This window comes from Streptomyces sp. NPDC058663 (genome assembly GCF_042716745.1).
In the GTDB taxonomy this organism is placed as follows: domain Bacteria; phylum Actinomycetota; class Actinomycetes; order Streptomycetales; family Streptomycetaceae; genus Streptomyces.
Window position 1 is genome coordinate 243044 of record NZ_JBHXRV010000002.1, and the last position, 18389, is coordinate 261432.

At 70.7% G+C, this 18389-nt stretch carries 15 protein-coding genes and 1 pseudogene; 10 read left to right on the forward strand and 6 right to left on the reverse strand.

Going from position 1 to position 18389, the window contains the following annotated elements:
- Positions 1-128 precede the first annotated feature (128 nt).
- From ACFWVV_RS02455 to ACFWVV_RS02480, 6 genes and pseudogenes are all read left to right on the forward strand, one after another.
- Positions 129-1691: a ParB/RepB/Spo0J family partition protein gene (locus ACFWVV_RS02455; protein ID WP_384342450.1), complete on the forward strand. Its 1563-nt coding sequence runs from the start codon at positions 129-131 to the stop codon at positions 1689-1691.
- 73 nt (positions 1692-1764) lie between these two features.
- Positions 1765-2439 (forward strand): hypothetical protein, encoded by a 675-nt coding sequence (locus ACFWVV_RS02460; RefSeq protein WP_384342448.1) that lies wholly within the window; start codon positions 1765-1767, stop codon positions 2437-2439.
- Positions 2436-2927 carry a hypothetical protein gene (locus ACFWVV_RS02465; protein WP_384342446.1) on the forward strand — a complete coding sequence of 164 codons (492 nt, stop codon included), beginning with the start codon at positions 2436-2438 and terminating at the stop codon, positions 2925-2927. Before ACFWVV_RS02460 ends, ACFWVV_RS02465 begins: the two co-directional genes overlap by 4 nt.
- 157 nt (positions 2928-3084) lie before the next feature.
- Positions 3085-3567 (forward strand): annotated as a pseudogene (locus tag ACFWVV_RS02470) (YgjP-like metallopeptidase domain-containing protein); the annotation flags it as partial.
- 369 nt (positions 3568-3936) lie between these two features.
- The gene (locus tag ACFWVV_RS02475) at positions 3937-4059 is read left to right on the forward strand and encodes a hypothetical protein (RefSeq protein ID WP_384342444.1); all 123 of its coding nucleotides are present in this window, start codon (positions 3937-3939) and stop codon (positions 4057-4059) included.
- 110 nt (positions 4060-4169) lie between these two features.
- The gene (locus ACFWVV_RS02480; RefSeq protein WP_384342442.1) at positions 4170-4571 is read left to right on the forward strand and encodes a hypothetical protein; all 402 of its coding nucleotides are present in this window, start codon (positions 4170-4172) and stop codon (positions 4569-4571) included.
- Positions 4572-5122: 551 nt separating this feature from the next.
- On the opposite strand, the gene ACFWVV_RS02485 is transcribed toward ACFWVV_RS02480, so the two are convergent.
- From ACFWVV_RS02485 to ACFWVV_RS02495, 3 genes are all read right to left on the reverse strand, one after another.
- Complete coding sequence (locus ACFWVV_RS02485; protein WP_384342440.1) at positions 5123-6724, reverse strand: DEAD/DEAH box helicase; 1602 nt, start codon at positions 6722-6724, stop codon at positions 5123-5125.
- A gap of 212 nt (positions 6725-6936) precedes the next feature.
- Positions 6937-7140: a cold-shock protein gene (locus tag ACFWVV_RS02490; protein WP_189825182.1), complete on the reverse strand. Its 204-nt coding sequence runs from the start codon at positions 7138-7140 to the stop codon at positions 6937-6939.
- Positions 7141-7772: 632 nt separating this feature from the next.
- Complete coding sequence (locus tag ACFWVV_RS02495) at positions 7773-10733, reverse strand: D-alanyl-D-alanine carboxypeptidase (RefSeq protein ID WP_384342438.1); 2961 nt, start codon at positions 10731-10733, stop codon at positions 7773-7775.
- Between the two features lie 215 nt (positions 10734-10948).
- Between ACFWVV_RS02495 and ACFWVV_RS02500 the strand changes: the two genes are divergently transcribed.
- From ACFWVV_RS02500 to ACFWVV_RS02510, 3 genes are all read left to right on the forward strand, one after another.
- Positions 10949-11713 (forward strand): GPP34 family phosphoprotein, encoded by a 765-nt coding sequence (locus ACFWVV_RS02500; protein WP_384342436.1) that lies wholly within the window; start codon positions 10949-10951, stop codon positions 11711-11713.
- A gap of 348 nt (positions 11714-12061) precedes the next feature.
- Positions 12062-12937, forward strand: coding sequence for a helix-turn-helix domain-containing protein (locus ACFWVV_RS02505; RefSeq protein WP_384342434.1), 876 nt, complete (start codon positions 12062-12064; stop codon positions 12935-12937).
- A gap of 239 nt (positions 12938-13176) precedes the next feature.
- A complete protein-coding gene (locus ACFWVV_RS02510) occupies positions 13177-13383 on the forward strand; it encodes a DUF397 domain-containing protein (RefSeq protein WP_384342432.1) in 207 nt (68 codons plus the stop codon).
- 186 nt (positions 13384-13569) lie between these two features.
- On the opposite strand, the gene ACFWVV_RS02515 is transcribed toward ACFWVV_RS02510, so the two are convergent.
- The gene (locus ACFWVV_RS02515; RefSeq protein ID WP_384342430.1) at positions 13570-14409 is read right to left on the reverse strand and encodes a hypothetical protein; all 840 of its coding nucleotides are present in this window, start codon (positions 14407-14409) and stop codon (positions 13570-13572) included.
- 84 nt (positions 14410-14493) lie between these two features.
- Between ACFWVV_RS02515 and ACFWVV_RS02520 the strand changes: the two genes are divergently transcribed.
- Complete coding sequence (locus ACFWVV_RS02520; RefSeq protein WP_384342428.1) at positions 14494-15279, forward strand: SDR family oxidoreductase; 786 nt, start codon at positions 14494-14496, stop codon at positions 15277-15279.
- 179 nt (positions 15280-15458) lie between these two features.
- On the opposite strand, the gene ACFWVV_RS02525 is transcribed toward ACFWVV_RS02520, so the two are convergent.
- On the reverse strand, positions 15459-16601 hold the full coding sequence (locus ACFWVV_RS02525) for an ADP-ribosylglycohydrolase family protein (protein WP_384342426.1): 1143 nt from the start codon (positions 16599-16601) through the stop codon (positions 15459-15461).
- Between the two features lie 252 nt (positions 16602-16853).
- Positions 16854-18296: a flotillin family protein gene (locus ACFWVV_RS02530; protein WP_384342424.1), complete on the reverse strand. Its 1443-nt coding sequence runs from the start codon at positions 18294-18296 to the stop codon at positions 16854-16856.
- Positions 18297-18389 lie beyond the last annotated feature (93 nt).

Genomic DNA, 18389 nt, shown 5'->3' on the forward strand with positions numbered 1-18389 from the left:
TTTTTTTTTTTTTTTTTGGGGTGGGGTGGTTTTTTTTTTTTTTATATGACCCCGGCTCCACCCCCCACTCTTACCGGGGGGGGGGCCACCCCCGGCCCCCCCCACCCCCACCACCAGGGACCACCACCATGACCAGCACCGCCCCCACCGACCCCGCCACCTCGATCCCCGGCTTCACCGGCCACTTCGCCTGGGTCGACCCGTACGACCTGATCGTCGACCCCTACAACCACCGCCGCCACCACGAGGAAGGCCAGGCAGACGGCACCGAACCGGACCCGGACCTCATCGCGTCCGTCGAAGAGGTCGGCGTGCAGTCCCTTCTGCTGCTGCGCCCCCAGACCGGCGACAACGAAGGCCGTCTCGGCATCGTCTTCGGGCAGCGCCGCAACAGGGCCGCCGTCCTCGCCGCGGACAAGGCCAAGGCCGAAGGCCGCCCCTACCGGCTGGTCCCCGCCCTCATCCGCGACGACCTCACCGGGGTCGACGACCAGGCCCTGACCCTGTCCGTCCTGGAGAACAAGCACCGCCAGGACGCACACGCCCGCGACTACATCGACGCCGCCCGCCAGCTCTCCCTCATGGACCTCCCGCCGGCCGTACGCGACAAGCACGCCCGCACCATCGGCATCACCACCGCACAGATGGCCGCCGCCGACAAGGCCGCCCAGCTCACCGACGCCCGTCTGAAGGAGGGCATCAACGCCGACTTCGACCTCCTGGAGCTGGCCGACTTCCAGGAAGTGGAGACCGTCGCCGAAGCCCACCGCAAGCTCACCCTCGCCAAGCGCCGCGATCAGGCCGACGGCTGGGCCGGGGGGAACTGGGCGCACACCATGGCCGAGCTGCGCGAGCGCAAGGCCGAGACGGCACGCCGGGTACAGCTCCTCGCCGAACTCACCGCGTCCGGGGTCACGCTCCTGGACTGGAAGTGGAGCTGGCGCGACAGCCCCGCCCGCCCCCTGGAAGACCTCCTCTCCCAGCTCGGCACACCCCTCACCGCCGACGTCCACGCCCGCTGCCCCGGCCACGCCGCCGCCCTCCACCCCCGCGAGCCGGACGTGACGTGGCTGTGCGCCGACTACAAGAAGCACCAGCACGAACTTCCCGGCGCCGACGGCACTACCGACGCCAAGGCCAAGGAACTCGCGAAGGAAGCCCGCCGCAAGGTCATCCGCTACAACAAGGCGTGGCGCTCGGCCCGAGAGGTCCGCCAGGAGTTCATCACCGCCCTGTGCGACAAGCCCGGCGACGCCCCGGACGACATGTGGGCGCTGATCCTCGACGTCATCACCGGCACCTCACACGAATACTCCCGCTACCTCACCCGCCACCGCACCGACCTGATGTCCCGCTTCCTCAAGGTCGAGGACCCCAACCACGACCTCACCCAGTGGAACCGGGTGTCCAAGCCATTCCAGCCGCTCATCAACCGCACCGGCAGGACGAGGCGTTGGCGGCTGCTCTTCGCCCAGGTCGCGGCGATGTTCGAGCACGAACACATGAGTGACCGGCACTGGGACATCCCCGACCGGGCCACCGCCGTGTGGCTCGAACTCCTGAAGAACCACGGCTACGCGCTCAGTGAGATCGAAACCGAAATCCTCGCCAAGCGCCGGGAGATGGACGACGCAGCCCGCAAGGCCGAGGACGAACGAAGCGCCACAGCCACCGAAGCCGAAGCCGCCTGACCTTCACCTCGCCACCGGGGCGGCCCCGCGCACGACGCCGGGCCGCCCCTCACCACCACCGGAGAACAGCGCCATGCACCAGCCCACCCGCACCGACATTCTGAACGTCCTCACCGCCCACGACCACCCCATGCAGCGGTTCGACCTCGCCCTGCGCACCCTGTGGACCACCGGCTACGACCCGCAGGCCTACCAGCACATCCGCGACATCAACACCGCCCACGTGTCCGCCACCACCCGCCTCATCGACACCATGCGCGCCGAAGGCACCCTGGTCCTCCAGACCGCCAACACGTGGCGCTCACTCCTGGGAACAAAGCACTTCACCACTACTTCCCTGCATCACCGCAGCGGCTACTACTGGTACGCCACCCCCAAGCAGTACGCCCTCTGGGGTGGGCAGGCCGACGAGAACCGGGCCCGCATCGACCGCATCCGTGCCCGCCTGAGCGCAGCAGCTCTGCCCACCCTGTTTACCGATTCCGTCACCTGGGACGAGACCGGCAACGAGGTCGAGGACACCAGCCCGCAGGCGGTGCGGACGCACCACAGCATCGTCACCGCAGAAGGCCTCGTCGTAGCCGAAGTCGACTGCAACCACGACCCCGAGGAATGCGTGGACCAGGCGCAGGCCGACGAGGACCGAAGGCTCGGAGCTGCCGCGGCTGCACTGCTCACCGAAGCCGCCTCCGACCTCGCCTTCCTCCTGTCCCTCCTGGACAACCAGAACGCGGCGGACGCGAAGTGACGAACAGCACCCACGGCACGGGGACCTGGCTCCGCCCGGAGTTCATCGGTCGCGAGAACGAGCTGATCCACCTCAGCGCAGCCGCGAAACTCATAGGCGTCGTCCGTGCCACCGTCTCCAACTGGGCAGCCCGGCACGAGGACTTCCCGAAGATCGCGTTGCTGACCGGGACTCACGCGAAGCCGGTGAAGTTCGTTCCCCGGCAAGAGTTCCTGGACTTCGCCGCCGAGCGGATGAAGCCCCGACAGTACGGGCCGGCGGCCGGGCGGGAGCGGAGGCCGCGAGCGGAGATCAGGGCGGCCCAGGTGGAACACCATCGGCGTCAGGTGGAACGGCTGACCGCACTGAGGACGGTGCAGGCCAAGCAGCTCGCCAAGACCACGAAGGCCCTGAAGGTCTCCCGGGCCAGGCTGGAGGCGGCGCAGGCGGGGTTGGCCGCCGAGGTGGAGGCGGTGCGGTCCGCAGTCGCACGAGGGCTGTACGACTGACCTGGTGAAAGGCATCGGGGAGGTTGACCCTCCCCGCACCCCTAGTAGAATGTAGATAACAAGGGAGGGGGCACCACCCCCTCCCACCCCACCCACAGAAAGAACCCCATGCCCCAGCCCCAGGAACGCACCATCACCGCCGGCGGCACCGCTCACCATCCGCACCACCAACCGCACCACCCTCGACCTCTACGTCACCGCACAAGCCGACGTCGTCGTACGAGCCCCCCACGGCACCACCGACACCGAAGCCATCGACCTCGCCAAACGCCGACGCGCCTGGATCTACCGCCGCCTCACCCACATAGCCGAAACCACCCCCGCGAACCCGACCCTCCACCTCGCACAAGGTGAGACCTTCCACCTCTTCGGCCACCCCCACAAGCTCCGCATCATCCCCGACAGCCCCGACAGCAAGCCCGCCACCAGATTCCACTTCACCCCCAACCGCAGCGAGATCCACCTCCACCGCAGCCACGCCCTCAACCCCGACAAAGCACGACGAACCCTCACACGCTTCTACGCCGAACAAGGCCAAAAATGGCTGAAAAATCACGGAGCACACATCACCCGTATCACCCAAAACCCTGCAATAAAGCTCACCACCTCAACTCGCCTCCGCACCACCTGGACCACCCGCCACCCCACCCACGGCGTCACCCTCCACTGGGCAACCGCCCAACTCTCCACCCCCCTCCTCCGCGAACTCATCCACCGCACCCTCGGCCTCCACACCATCGCCGACACCCAAGAACTGGACCATTCCCTCATCAACCTGTGGACCGGCAGCCTCACCACAGCCACACCCATCCCCACCCCCGCCACGCCCGGCGACCACTGCCCCGACTGCCTGACACCACCCCACACCTTCCACGCCGACCACTGCGACATAGCCCGCTGCGCCCTCACCGGGGGGCAGCGGTACAACTGCCACCCCGACTGCAACACCATCTGGACCGGCAAGTACCCCGGCCAGGAAGAATGCGAGGAGTACGGCTTCTACTGGCGCATGGGCCCCAACGGATACGAACAGTGCAACGCCGACGACCCCGGCGCCGACCACGACTTCAACCGCCTCTACGCGCTGTGCACCTGGGACATCGCCACACAGCGGATGTTCCTCCCCGCCTGAGCAGCACACGCCCCCGTCCCAGGCCGCCAGACGGGGCCAGCCGTCCTCCGCTGGGACGACTTTGCGCGACCGCCTGACAGCGGAGCGGCTGTCCCGGTAAATCTGTCCCCGTGACTGACTCCGCAGAGGACGGCGAGACCGCCTCCCCCACCGCCGAGACCGCCCCGGCCACCGCGGGCATAAAGAGCCGCTACGAGAAACACAAGCCGAAGATCCGCGCCGTCGGCGGAGTCCTCATCACCATCGGCGGAGCGATCCTTACCGTCATGGCACGTGAAGCCCTCGCCAGGGAGGCCAACCGCGTCGAAGAACCGGCCCTCAACGAGGGCCAGTGGCCCACCGGCCTCGACGCCTCCCCGGAACCCACGCAGGCCGAAGACCCCCAGCCAGCCGGGGACGAGAAGCGTAAGTCCCCCGTCAGGCACACGGTCAGACAGTTCGAGAGGACACTCAGGGACGGTCGCGTCATCACCATTCCGGAGCACGAGCGGGGCAGCGAGGAAGCGGCCTGAACCCGGAAGAAGTACCGCGCTCCTGCCAACTGTCCGGTTTCGTAGGCGCTGCATAGGCACCGCTTAGCCCTGACGAGAACGAAGTGATTGCGGCACTCCTCGAAACGTTTCGCCGGCATGACCAGCACGTCTGTTGCCGATGGGGCATAGCTCCCGAGCTCGGACCCTCTGCGGGGGACGAGCGGGGGACGGAGGGGGACGCGGGGGACAGGCGGGGGACAGAAGGGCGCAGACGGATCAGGGAAGCTCGGGACAGGAAGGGCCAGGGGAGGGCTGCCGCGATTGCCTCATCGAGGTCACGCAACGTCCCTGACCTGCTATTTCACGCGGCTTCCGGTCTCGACCGGACACGTCTCCCACGCTGATCCCGCAGGGCCGAAAGCCCTCCTGGAAGGGTGAAACCATACATGGATGGGCCGTGTGCCCTGAGGGTCGCTCTCCTAAAGCTGGTGTCGCAGGTTCGAATCCTGCCGGGGGCACGGACGCGAAGCCCCCCGGACGTGATCGTCCGGGGGGCTTCGTGGTGTCCGGGGGGTGCGGTGCGCGCGGGGTCAGGAGGCCCTGCGCACCGCCGCCGCCTTGCGGGCCGCTGCCAGCTCCGCCGACTCGCGGCGGCCCCGGGAGGGGGCCGGGGAGCGGCGGGCCCGGGCGGGGCGGCTGCGGGACTCGGTGTCGGCGGCGGCCTTGGGAGCGCGGAGCGGCACGCCCGAGGGGGCCTGGGCGCCGGTGATGCGGGAGAGTTCGGCGTCGCCGGAGCGGACCGAGGCCGTCTGCGGGGTGACACCGGCCTCGCGCAGCAGCCGGGAGAAGTCGCGGCGCTGGCCGGGGGTGACCAGGGTGACGACGCGGCCGGACTCGCCGGCCCGGGCGGTACGGCCGCCGCGGTGGAGGTAGTCCTTGGGGTCGGTGGGGGGGTCCACGTTGACCACGAGGTCGAGATTGTCGATGTGGATGCCGCGGGCGGCGACGTTGGTGGCGACCAGGACGGTGACTTCGCCGGTCTTGAAGCGGTCGAGCGTACGGGTGCGCAGCGGCTGCGACTTGCCGCCGTGCAGGGCCGCCGCGCGGACGCCGCTGGCGAGCAGGTCGGTGGTGAGGCGGTCCACCGCGTGCTTGGTGTCCAGGAACATCAGGACACGCCCGTCGCGGGCCGCGATCTCGATGGTGGTGGCGTGCTTGTCGGCGCCGTGCACCTCGAGGACGTGGTGCTCCATGGTGACGACCGCGCCGGCGGAGGGGTCGACGGAGTGGACGACCGGGTCGGACAGGAACGTGCGCACCAGTTTGTCGACATTGCGGTCGAGGGTGGCGGAGAAGAGCATTGTCTGGCCGTCGGGGCGGACCTGCTGCAGGAGTTCGTTGACGTCGGGCATGAAGCCCATGTCGCCCATCTGGTCCGCCTCGTCGAGCACGGTGATGCGGACCTGGTCGAGGCGGCAGTCGCGGCGTTCGATGAGGTCCTTGAGGCGGCCGGGGGTGGCGACGACGATGTCCGCGCCGCGTCGCAGCGCCGAGGACTGCCGGCCGATGGACATGCCGCCGACGACGGTGGCCGTGCTCAGCCGCAGGGCCGTCGCGTACGGCGCGAGTGCGTCCGTCACCTGCTGCGCGAGTTCACGCGTCGGTACGAGGACCATGGCGAGCGGCGCCTTGGGCTGTGCCCTGCGTCCGTACGCCGCCGTACGCACGAGCATCGCGAGCCCGAAGGCGAGGGTCTTGCCGGAGCCGGTGCGTCCACGGCCCAGTACGTCGCGCCCGGCGAGGGAGTTGGGGAGCGTCGCGGCCTGGATCGGGAACGGCTCGGTGACGCCCTGGGTGACCAGCGCCCGCTGCACGCTCTCCGGCATGTCCAGCTCGGTGAAGGCCGTGACCGGGGGCAGGGCGGGGGTGACGGTGACCGGGAGGGCGAATTCGCCCTTCAGGGCTACCGGGCGGCGCGAACGCCCTCCGGTGCCGGAACCGGAGCGGTTGCCCGAGGTGGAGCCGGAGCGGTTGCCGCCGGCGTATCCGCCACCCGTACGGCCGCCGGAGCCGCGCTGGGCGGAGCCGCTACCACTTCCACTGCCATTTCCACGCTTTCCGGCACTGGTGTCGCGATTTCCACCGAAGCGGGCATAGTTCGTACTCAGGGGATTCCTCCTCGATACCGGCACGTATCGAGGAAATCCCGGACCCGCAGAGGGGCCGCATTTCAAGAACGAGCCGAAATGAATGAAACGCAAAGATGGCCCGGGAACTCGGGCCGTACTCGTTGTAACAACGAGCGGCCCCGGTTCATTCCCGGGCGCAAAAACGGGCTGGGACCTGCACCCGAGGTGCAGGTCCCAGCCGCGCTGTCACCGCTGATCAGGCACGGAGCCGATGATCAGGCGGGGACGATGTTCTCCGCCTGCGGGCCCTTCTGGCCCTGCGTGACGTCGAAGTTCACCTTCTGGCCTTCCTGGAGCTCACGGAAGCCAGAGGTGGCGATGTTCGAGTAGTGGGCGAAGACGTCGGCGCCGCCGCCGTCCTGCTCAATGAAGCCGAAGCCCTTTTCCGAGTTGAACCACTTCACGGTACCAGTAGCCATGTCAAATCTCCTTCGGGGTAAAAACCCGGAGAACACACACTGTGCGTGTTCCACGTCGCGCGATGATGACCCCGTCCGGGAGAAAAGCACCGGAAATACAAAAGAAAAGTGCGCCCACCGGAAAACGCTCGTATTCCGAGGAGAGCACTTGTAAGTCTTTTCGGGAACCACAACTGCAACTGCGAATAACCGTAGCATGCCGAGGGCATTCCGGCACGGCGAGTATTCACCTGACTCCGCTCGGGTCGCTCCGGCGCGTGCGCACCGGGGCTCCGGGGTGGAGTGCGGTGGGAAGGTACCCCGGTGATCCGGGCGGTAACCGCCTCCGCCCGAAAATTTTCCCGGTACGGCGTGGCGCGGCGCAACCCCCGGCGTGGCGCGGCGCAGCACGACCCGGCGTGGCGCGGCCTGGCGTGCCGTAACGCGCCCCCGCTCGGCGCGGCCCGGCGCGGCACGACCCGGCGCGGCGTGGCGTAACACGACCAGCTCGGCGCGGTTCGGCCCGGCGTGGCGCGGCCCGAGGCGCCGGGAAGCGGGGACGCCGGGCGGGCCGGTGGTCCGGCCCGCCCGGCGTGCCGCACCGGATCCCCTGCTCCCGCCACCGGCCGCTCCCACCGGCGGCGTACCCGGCCTCAGCCCAGCCGCTGGAGCTTCGCGCCGAAGCCCGGTTCCACCAGGTCGGACTTGAGCGCCACCGGTGCCTGGACCTGGCCGGGGCCGGTGCCGACGGTGACCTGACCGACCACGTCCCCGGCCTTCGCCGTGTGCGGCACCGTCTTGCCCGCCGCGGGGCCGGCCGCCAGGTCCACCTTGAGGCCGGGCCAGCCGACCGCCTTGAGGTCCTGCGTCGCGACGACCGGGGTCCGTCCGCCGAGCCCGTCGTCCACGTACCCGACGACATCGCCCTTCTTGACCACCTGCGCCGAGGTCACGACCTCCTGCGCCTTCTTGATCAGCTTCAGGCTGTCGAAGATCGCCTTGTCCAGCTTGTCGTTGAGGATGGCGCCGGTGGTCTGGTTCATCACCGCGCCGATGATCCGGCGTTCCTTGCCGTCGATGATCGTGCTCGCCGTAAACAGCAGGTTGCCGCCCGCCGGGGTCGTCGAGCCCGTCTTGATGCCGTTCACGCCCGGGCTCAGCAAGATCTTGTTGTTGTTGTAGATCTTGCCCGGCAGCCCCGGGATCTCGACCTCCGGCATGTCCACGATCTCGCGGAACACGTCGTTCTTCATCACTGCCCGGCCCAGCTTGATCTGGTCGACCGGCGTGCTCACCGTGCCCTTGTCGAAGCCGCTGGAGTCGGTGTACTTGGTGTTGGTCATGCCGAGGTCCTTGGCGGCGGCGTTCATCTTCTCGAGGAACTTCTCCTCGGAACCCGCGTCCCAACGCCCCAGCAGCCGCGCCACGTTGTTGCCCGACGGGATCATGAGCATCATCAGCATCTGGCGCTGCGTGAACTCCTGACCCTTCTTGATCTTCGCCGTGGACTCGTCGCCCTTCTTGCCGTCATCCTCGGCAGGCTGGTCGACGGTGATCTTCGGGCCGTTCTCCTTGCCCTTGATCGGGTGGTCCTTGAGGATCACGTACGCCGTCATGGCCTTGGCCATGCTCGCGATCGGCTTGGGCTGCTGCGCGCCCTCCGTGCCCATGCTGCCGACGCCCTCGACCTCGATCGCCGACTGGCCCTCGCCGGGCCACGGCATCTTGAGGCTGCCGCCCTCGAAGGTGTACGAGGGCGAAGCGGTGAGCGCGACCCTCGGATCGGGCAGCGGGCGGAACATCTGAACGGCCGCGAAGACCACCAGCAGGAGCAGGACCAGCGGGGTCCAGATCTTGAACCGGCGCACCGTCGTCCGTACCGGGGTCTCCGGCGGGGCGGGCTTGTTGGTCAGCTCGGCGAGCAGGTCGAGCGGCGGCTTGGGCGGCAGCGGCTGCTGCTTGGTCCGCTCCGCCTCCGGAATCCCGCCGGTGGCGGCGGCCTGTGCCCCCGCGGCACTCCCCGTACCGGCCCCGGCCTGGGGCAGCGGCGCACCGGGGCGCCCCTGCTGCGCGCCCGTCGCCCCGCTCGTCCCCGTCGCACCGGGCCGGCGCGGCGGAGCGGGCGGCCGTACGCCGTCGGGCTTGAGCGGTACGAAGGTGCTGGTGCGCTCCGTGTCCGACTCGGGCCTGGCCACCTTGGAACTCGGGCCGCCCTTGGGCGCCCTGGGCGCCTGCGGGTCGGTGGGCGGCAGCTTGAGCATCGCCGTCGGCTGGTCGACCTCGGACGCGGAGGGACGCACGGTCGTGAAGACGGCGGTGGCCTGGTCGATGCCCTTGCCGTCGCTGCCTCCGTCGCCCTCGTCCGAGGCCTTGCCACTGGTCCCGCTCCGCGCACCGGCGGGCTTGGCTCCGGCAGGCTTGGGCTCTGCGGACTTCGGGGCCACGACCTCCGGGGCCGCAGCCTTCGGGCCCGCGGCCTTCGGACCCGCGGCCTTCGGGCCAGCGGACTCGGCCTCTGCGGCATCCTCGTCATCGGGTACGGGGTCGCCGGCGGCAGCCGCGGCCGACGGCTGGGCGTCGGCGGGGCTGCCGCTGCTGCCGGAGGGGTTGGCTCCGGCGTTCTTCGTCCCCTTGGCGCCTGCCACCTCGGAGGAACGGTCCTGCTCGCCTCCGTCGGCCTCACGGACCGCACGGGCGGCGCGGGCGCCCGAGAACGCGGCAGCGGCGATGGCGGCGGATGTCGCCGCGCTGGACTCCCCCTCGGCTGACTCCGAGTCCGAGTCCGAGTCCGAGTCCGAGGCCGAGGCCGAGTCCGAGGCCGAGCGCGAGTTCAGGCCCGAGTCCGCATCGGCGTCGGTGCCTGCGTCCGCGTCCGACTTCGCGTTCCGCTTGCGGGATTCCGGGGTGCTCGGAGCGTCCGCGGGCCCGCGGCCCCCGGCACCGTCCGTGCCCTCGGGGTCCGTACCGGTTCCGGTCTCCGCCTCGGGGTCGTCCGTCGTGGCGACCCAGGCAGCGACGGCCTCACGCAGCCGGGAGTCGCCCGGCTCGGAGCCCTCGGAGCCCTCGGAGACCCCGGAGCCCCCGGAGCCCTCGGAGACCCCAGAGCCCTCGGCGGCCGCGGCCGCCGGCCCGGATTCCGGCCCGTCGTCGTCCTGGGAGCGGGATTCCGTTTCGGGCTCGGGCAGTTCGTCGGCACCGGGAGCGGTCCCGGATTCCGGCACCCCGCCCGATTCCGCTTCCGCCCCGGAGTCCGATCGCGATGCCGCCCCGGAGTCCGGTGCCGGTTCGGTGGCGTCCTTCGCCCCGGCCTCCCGCTCGCCGGCGGGCCCCTCCGCGGCCCTCGGCCGGGTTCTGAAGATGCCGGTCGGCTGGTCCACCCGCTGGGTGTCCCGGCCGGCGGTGTCGGCGGATTCCGCGTCCGCCGCCCCGTGGGAAACCTCGTCGGGGGCGCCGTCGGCCGACCCCCCGGACGCGTCCGGCTTCGCCTCCGGTGCAACCGGCTTCGACGCCTGGGGCGTCCTCTCACGGAACACCGCGAGCCGGGGATCTCGTTCGCCCGCCGTCTCCCCCGACGACTTCCGCTGCTCCGACCTGCCGGGGGACTCGCCCGCCACCGATGCCTCCTCAACGCGTACGTCTACGCCACCACACCGCAACGGGGCCCGCCCCCGTTGTCCGATCCATGAACCAGTGTCCTGCTACGAGCACCGGACCCACGTGCTAGACGAGAACGACATACCTACTGGTTCCCGCTCAAAGCACCCAGGCACCCTCGACAGATGAATGTGAGAGGGGTCACCCTGTCATTCATCCACGCGGGGAGGCATGGATGGGCAGGAGCCGAAGAACAATTCCGGAGGAGCTTCTGTTGCTCGCTCTGGACCCGGCAACGGGTACCACAGCGCAGCCGCAGTCGCTCGACCTCGGCCTGGCCGGGGCACAGCTAGTGGAGCTGGCTCTGGCAGGACGGATAGCCCCTGACGGGGATCGTATCGCCGTGGTGATGCCACGGCCGACCGGAGATCCGACACTGGACTCCGCACTGGAACTGCTGCGCCGTCGCGGCAGCCCGGTCCGGGCCGTCCACTGGATCGGCGGGCCCCGGCTGGGGCTGCGCCAGATCTACCTCGCGCACCTGGAGCGGTGCGGCATGGTGCATGCCGTATCGGGTCAGATGTGCGGGGTGCTGCCGACGACTCGCTACCAAGCGACGGAAACGGCAATCAGCCGGGACATCCGTGCCCGGCTGGACAGTGCGATCCGCACCGGCGTACCGCCGGACCCGCGGACCGCGGCGCTCGCCGCGCTGGCCCACGCGGTCGGACTCGGCAAGCACCTGTACCCCGGCAACGAGGGCCGGTCGTCCAGATCCCGCCTGCGGGACCTGATTCGGCACGACCCCATGGGCGGACTCGTGGCACACGCCGTGATGGACGTCCAGAACGGCGTGGCCGCCGCGCCGCGCCGTGCCGCACCCGGCACCTCCGCCGCTCCGGGCACCCCGGGGCCCGGCGGGGGCGGCGGAGCACGGCATGCCACTTCGGTGCCCGTGCAGCCGCACCGCGGCAGCATGGCCCGGGCCGCGGCGCACTGAAACACGCACGCGCACGGAAACACGCATTCCCACAGAAACACGCACCACAGGCAGAAACACGCACCACAGGATCGCCGCACCGAAGTCCCCAAGACCCGGTTCGGGAGCCGCAGCACACGCGCGGGGCAGTGGACCGGCCGTCGGGACGAGGGCCGGGCCGCCGCCCCGCGCGTCTTTCCCCCACCGGCATGCCAGGGGCCGCAGCCCGTACCGGCTGCCGTCGCGGGCGTGTCGTACGCGTGCCCGTCGCACCACCCTGTGTGGCCGTTTACCCGCGCGGCCAGGCCAGTTGGTGGCAGTCTGCTGAACAGTAGACAAGCGCAGCACGCAGCCGGAGGTGCAGTTTCCGTGGCGTCCCCCAATGTCAATCCCACCGTCAGGCGACGCCGACTTGGCCAGGAGTTGCGTCGCCTCCGAGAGCTCAAAGGCATGACGGCGGAAGGCGTCGCCGAGCGGCTCCTGGTCTCCCAGTCCAAGATCAGCCGGCTGGAGAACGGCCGTCGCAGCATCAGCCCCCGCGACGTGCGGGACCTGTGCGGGGTCTACGAGGTGGAGGACCCGAGGGTCGTTGAGTCGCTGATGCAGATGGCCAAGGACTCACGCCAGCAGGGCTGGTGGCACGCCTTCGGCGACATCCCGTACAGCGTCTACATCGGTCTGGAGACCGACGCCGACAACCTGCGCGTGTACGAGCCCCAGGTCGTGCCCGGGCTGCTCCAGACGCCGCAGTACGCGGAGGCGGTCATCGCCGGCGCGCTGCCCGAGAACCCGCCCGAGGAGTGGGCGAAGCGGGTGGGCGTCCGGTTGCGCCGGCAGGAGCGCATCACCACCAGCACCTCCCCGCTGCGCCTGTGGGCGGTGATCGACGAGGCGGCACTGCGCCGGGTCGTCGGCGACCGGCACCTCATGCTGGCGCAGCTGGAGCACCTTCAGGAGCTGGCCCGGCTGCCCCATGTGACCATCCAGGTGCTGCCGTTCAGGGCGGGTGCCCACACCGGGCTCAGCGGGCACTACGCGATCCTGGAGTTCCCCGAGACGACCGACTCCAGCGTGGTCTACATCGAGGGCGTGACGAGCGACCTCTATCTGGAGAAGACGCCCGACGTGCAGAAGTACACCGGCATGTACGAGCACCTGCGCGCGAAGGCACTGAGCGTCGAGGACTCGCACCTCTTCATCGAGAAGATCGCCAAGGAGTACGCAAGCGCCGAACACGAAGGCTGAAACCGGCACCGTGCACGAGGAACGAGAGCGCCCTCCGCGAGGGACGGCGACGCGACATCGGCCCCGTCCGGCTGAGGCCGCGCACCGTACACCCTCTGCATGCGCTGGTGGAAGACCCACCGGTATATGCCATCCGGTCGAGTGAACGCCCGCTGTGGGCAGTCGAGTTCCGGCGTAGCGTCGATCACGCCAAGCAAGAACGTTGGCAGCTCACAACGACTGGTGAAGGCGGAACGGACATGGCAATTCTCAAGGGCGCGACGGCCGAGTGGACGAAGTCCTCGTACTCCGGCGGAAACGGCGCGTGTGTCGAAGTGAAGTCTCCGGTACTGCACGCCATCGACGTACGGGACTCCAAGGCACCGGAGGGTCCCTCGATCTCCTTCGTCCCGGGGTCGTGGACGTCGTTCATCGCCGAGGTCGGCCAGGGAACCTTCGGCCGCTGAGACCGTGTGCGTCGCGCCCGCGGACCCCGCGCACGTCGCGCACGCCCAAGCACCACCCCGGAGCCCTCTCGACCGGCCCGCCGTCCTGGCCGAGGGGGCTTTCTCCACGCCCCGGCGCGACCTCCGGCCGCCACTCGTCGGCCGGAGCTTCCCTGGCCCACTCCGGTCGCCTCCGGTCGCCTCCGCCTAGCGCAGTTCGTCGACGTACCGGTCCGTCCCCACCACGGTGGGGATGAACGGGGCCAGCAGTTCCATCCGGCCGAGCCCCGCGACCGCCACGGCGTCGCCGAGCCCGCCGAAGCGTTCCTCCCACCGCTCGCGCGGGTCCTCCTCCAGGAACCACAGCAGCGTCAGCCGGGTGCCGACTCCTTCGACCTGCTTGACGTACGTCATCCGGTCTCCGGGCAGCGGGGTCGGGCGGAAGACGGTGACCATCGCCGTGGTCGACCCGGCGAGCTGCTCGGGCAGGTGCGAGGAGCGCAGCCACTCGGCCAGTTCGTCCCGCTGCCCGGGGCTCCGCGCGTCGATGACCTCCAGTACCAGTCCGCGGTACGGGTGGTCCAGGGCGTGGAAGTCGCGGGGCCCCGCCGCCCCGTCGCGGTAGACGGTCATCACGTGGTCCTGGAACGCGGTGAAGACATGGGTGCGGGCCTGGTGGACGCGGCCGTCCCGGTTGAGCCGCTTGTTGATGCCGACGGTCCACTTCATGTGCTCGTCGTAGCGGCCCTCGGTGATCCAGTACGTACTGAGGTAGCACCCGGCGGTGACCGGGTCCGCGACGGCCGAGGCGGCGGGTCTGCGCAGCAGTTGGAGGTCGCGGGTGGCCACCCAGCGGCGTCCCGCGTACATCCAGGGCATGGCCATGGCGCCCGCCATGAAGTGGTCGTCCTCGTACCAGCGGTTGTAGGCGTACTCCTGGCCGGGGTGCGGTTCGACCATGGTGATCAGCGCGTGTCCCGGCCGCACCCCGTACGGTCCGACGGCCGCCAGCTCCGCGTACACCTCGCTCCGGGTGTCCTCGCTCACGACGCCACCTCCCTTCCGTGTCACGGACGATGCCCCTACTCTGACGCCCCGTCAGACATTCGGCCAGGGTCCGGAGGCAACCGCATGGGGCTCCTCGAGGGAAAGACCGTCGTCGTGTCGGGGGTCGGTGCGGGGCTCGGTAGGCAGGTGGCCGCCGCGGTGCTGCGCGACGGCGGGAACGCCGTGCTCGGCGCCCGGTCGCAGGCCCGGCTCGCCAAGACCGCCGCCGAGCTCGACCCGGACGGCGCCCGCACCGCCCATCTGCCGGCCGACATCACCGACGAGCGGAGCTGCGAGCGGCTGGCGGCGCTGGCCGTGGAGCGGTTCGGCCGTCTCGACTCGATCGTGCACGTCGCGGCGTACGACACCCACTTCGGCGGGCTGCGGGACGCCGACTTCGACGCCTGGCAGCAGGTCCTGGACGTCAATCTGCTCGGCACGCTGCGGATGACCCGTGCCTGTCTGCCCGCCCTGAAGGAGCGCGGCGGCTCCGTCGTGTGCATCGGTACGCAGTCGGCGATCGCCAGCCCGAGCGAGGTCGAACAGGCGGCGTACGCGGCGTCGAAGGGGGCGCTGACCTCGGCGATGTACTCGTTGGCGCGCGAGCTGGGCCCGTTCCGGATCCGGGTCAACACGGTGCTGCCCGGCTGGATGTGGGGCCCGCCTGTACAGGGGTTCGTGGCGTACGCGGCGCAGGCCGAGGGCGTGCCGGAGGCGCGGGTACGGGAGCGGCTCGACGCGCGGATGGCGCTGCCGGAGATGGCGACGGACGGGGACGTCGCCGACGCGGTGGTCTTCTTCGCCTCGGACCGGGCGCGCTCGATCACGGGGCAGCAGCTGCTGGTGAACGCGGGCGAGCTGATGCGCTGAGCGGTACGGGCCGGGAGACCGCCGGGGTCCTCGTACGGCACCCGGAGCGCTGCCGGCTCCCGGACCGCTGCCGGGTCAGGCGCGCGGGTCCTCGGCGGGCACCCGGAGCACTGCCTGCTCCCGGACCGCTGCCGGGTCAGGCGCGCGGGTCCTCGGCGGGCACCCGGACCGCTGCCCCGTCAGGCGCGCGGGTATCTGGCCAGCCAGCCCGGTGCGCTCGCGGTGGGGCCGTGCAGGGCGGGACCCTGGGTCATCTCCATCGCGAAGTCGTCGGCGAGTGCGAGCACGGTCGGCCGGCCCTCCACTTCCACGACCCAGCCGGGCGGCAGCGCCGTCTCGCCGTGCAGGGCGCCGAGCAGGGCCCCGCACAGGGCGCCGGTGGTGGCGGACGCCCCGTCGTGGTTGACGGCGAGGCGCAGCCCGTGCCGGATGTCCTCGCCGACGAGCGCGCAGTACAGGGCCACCGCGAGCACCCCCTCGGGGGTGCGGGCGTCGCCGAGCGCGGCCACCCGCTCAGGGGTCGGTGTGCCTTGCCGTACGGCGTCCAGCGCGGCGTGCAGGGCGTCGGTGACGGGCTGGTGGCCGGGGCGGGCGGCCAGCAGGGCGAGGGCGCGCTGGACGGCGGCGGCGGGGCCCTCGCCCCTGGCCAGTCCGTGCACGAGGACGGCGAGCGCTCCGGCGGCGAGGGTGGAGGCGGGGCTTCCGTGGGTCTGAGCGGCGCATTCCGTCGCGAGCTGGAGAACGAGCTGCGGCTCCCAGCCGACGAGCAGGCCGAAGGGGGCGGAGCGGGCGACGGCGGCCGGGTCGGTGGAGTCCGGGTTCTTCGGGTGGTCGAGGGTGCCCATCACCGGGTCGCGGAGGGCGAGCAGGCATTCACGGCCGGGTGACCTGCGGACGTACAGCCACTCCTCGCGGGCCAGCCAGCCGTCCTCGGCGCGGCGTTCGTCGGGGCCCCAGTCGTGCTGGGTGGCGGACCAGCGCAGATGGGCGCGGTGGACGTCGGTGGGCGGGTGCCAGGCACCGGTGTCGCGGCGGACCTGGGCCCGTATGAGCCCGTCGACGGTGAAGAGGGTGAGCTGGGTGACGGCGGTGACCGCGCCCCTCCTGCCGTGGGCGGGTGCCAGGTCGAGCACTCCGGCGGACCCGTACGTCGCGCGTACGTCGCTCAGCGTCAGCTGGTCGACCGGGGCGCCGAGCGCGTCCCCGATGGCTCCGCCGAGCAGTGCGCCGCGGACCCGGCTGCGGAAGTCCTGCTGCTCGGCGCGGCCCCAGAGGGGTGTCGCGGAGCCGGCAGTGTCGGCGGGGGCGGCTGTACTGCTCATGGCGCGACACGCTACTCGATGGGCATCCGAACGACTTGTGGCTCCTCAGGTCCCTTACAGGTCCCAAAGAGCCACAAGTGGGTCGGCTATGGACATTTACGGTCGATCGGTCGGGCCACCAGTCGGCCCACCGCCCGGGGCAGCCGATCAGTCGGCCGTCCGGTCGGTCCGTGACCGGGATCCGGCCGTCCGGTCGGTCCGTGGCCGGATCCGCCCCTCCGGTCAGGCCGTGACCCGGATCCGGCCGTCCGGTCAGTCCGTGACCGGGATCTGGCCGTTCGGCGTGCCCGCGGCGGCGGGCTGCCCGGGCACCCGGGGGCCGCTCTGCCCCTTGGCGGCGATTCCCTTCAGCAGCTCCGCGAGGTCGACGCCGGTGGTGGAGCTGAGCAGCTCCAAGCCCTGGGCCACGTTGTCGGTGACCGTGCGGGAGAGCTGGGAGGCCCCGTCCGTGGAGATCACCGTCATCTTGTCGATGGCGCTGAGCGGTTCGGCCGCCTTGGCGACCACCTGCGGCAGTGCCTCGACGAGCATCTGGATCACGGCCGCGTCGCCGTACTGCGCGAACGCGTCCGCCTTCTTGCGCATCGCCTCCGCCTCCGCCGCACCCTTGGCGGCGATCGCGGCGGCCTCGGACTCGCCCTCGATACGGACGGCCGCGGCGAGTGCGGCACGGCGCAGCTTCTCGCCCTCACCGGTGAGCCGGGAGCGCTCGGCGTCCGCCTCGGCCTCCTTGACCTGGCTGACCTTGCGCGCTTCTGCCTCCTGTTCGGCCTGGTAGCGGGCGGCGTCGGCGGGCTTGCGGACCTTGGTGTCGAGTTCGCGGTCGGTCAGGGCGGCCTGCCGCTGGGCGACCTTCTCCTGCTCGGCGAGCACTTCCTGCTGGCGGGCGGCGTCGGCGAGCGGGCCGGCGGCGTTCGCCTTGGCGGCGGCGGCCTCGGTCTCGACGCGGATCTCGGCCTGCTTCAGATAGAACGTCCGTTCCGCGATGGCGATCTCCTCGGCCGCCTTCAGCCGGGCCTGCTCGGAGGCCCGCTTGGCGATGGCCTCGGCGATGTCGGCCTCCTGGCGGGCGCGGGCGGCCTCGGGCCGGCCCAGGTCCTCCAGGTAGGAGCCCTCGGTGGTGATGTCCTGGATCTGGAAGGCGTCCAGGATCAGGCCCTGCCCGGAGAGGCTGGCCTCGGCCTCCTCGGCGACCTGCCCGGCGAACGCGGCCCGGTCCCTGATGATGTCCTCGACCGACATCCGGCCCACGATGGCGCGCAGCGCACCCGAGAGCACTTCCTGGGTGAAGCCGACGATGCCGCTCTGCTGCTTGAGGAAGCGCTGGGCGGCGGCCCTGATCGCGTCCTCGTTGCCGCCGACCTTGACGATGGCGACGCCTTCGAGGTTGGCCTTCACCCCGCGCAGGGTGACCGCGCCGCGCACGGCGATCGGGATGTGCCTGCTGGACAGGTCGAGGGTGAACTTCTGCTGGACGAACGGGACGACGAAGACGCCGCCGCCCACCACGACCTTCTGGCCGCTGTTGTCGGTCATGGTCCGGCCGGTGACCGGATCGGTGGACTTCTTGCCGCGCCGGCCGGTGATGATGAACGCCTCGCTCGGCCCGGCGACCTTGTAGCGGGTGACGACGACGAGGCCGAGCAGGACGAGGAGTACGACGACTCCGGCGACCGCGAGGACAACTGGGCTCATGGGCAAATCCCTCAGGGTGGTGGTGCGGTGGTGTGCGTGAAGGAGGGGTTGGTGGGAAAAGCGCCGCGCCGGGGAGCGTGCGGTCCTTCGGGG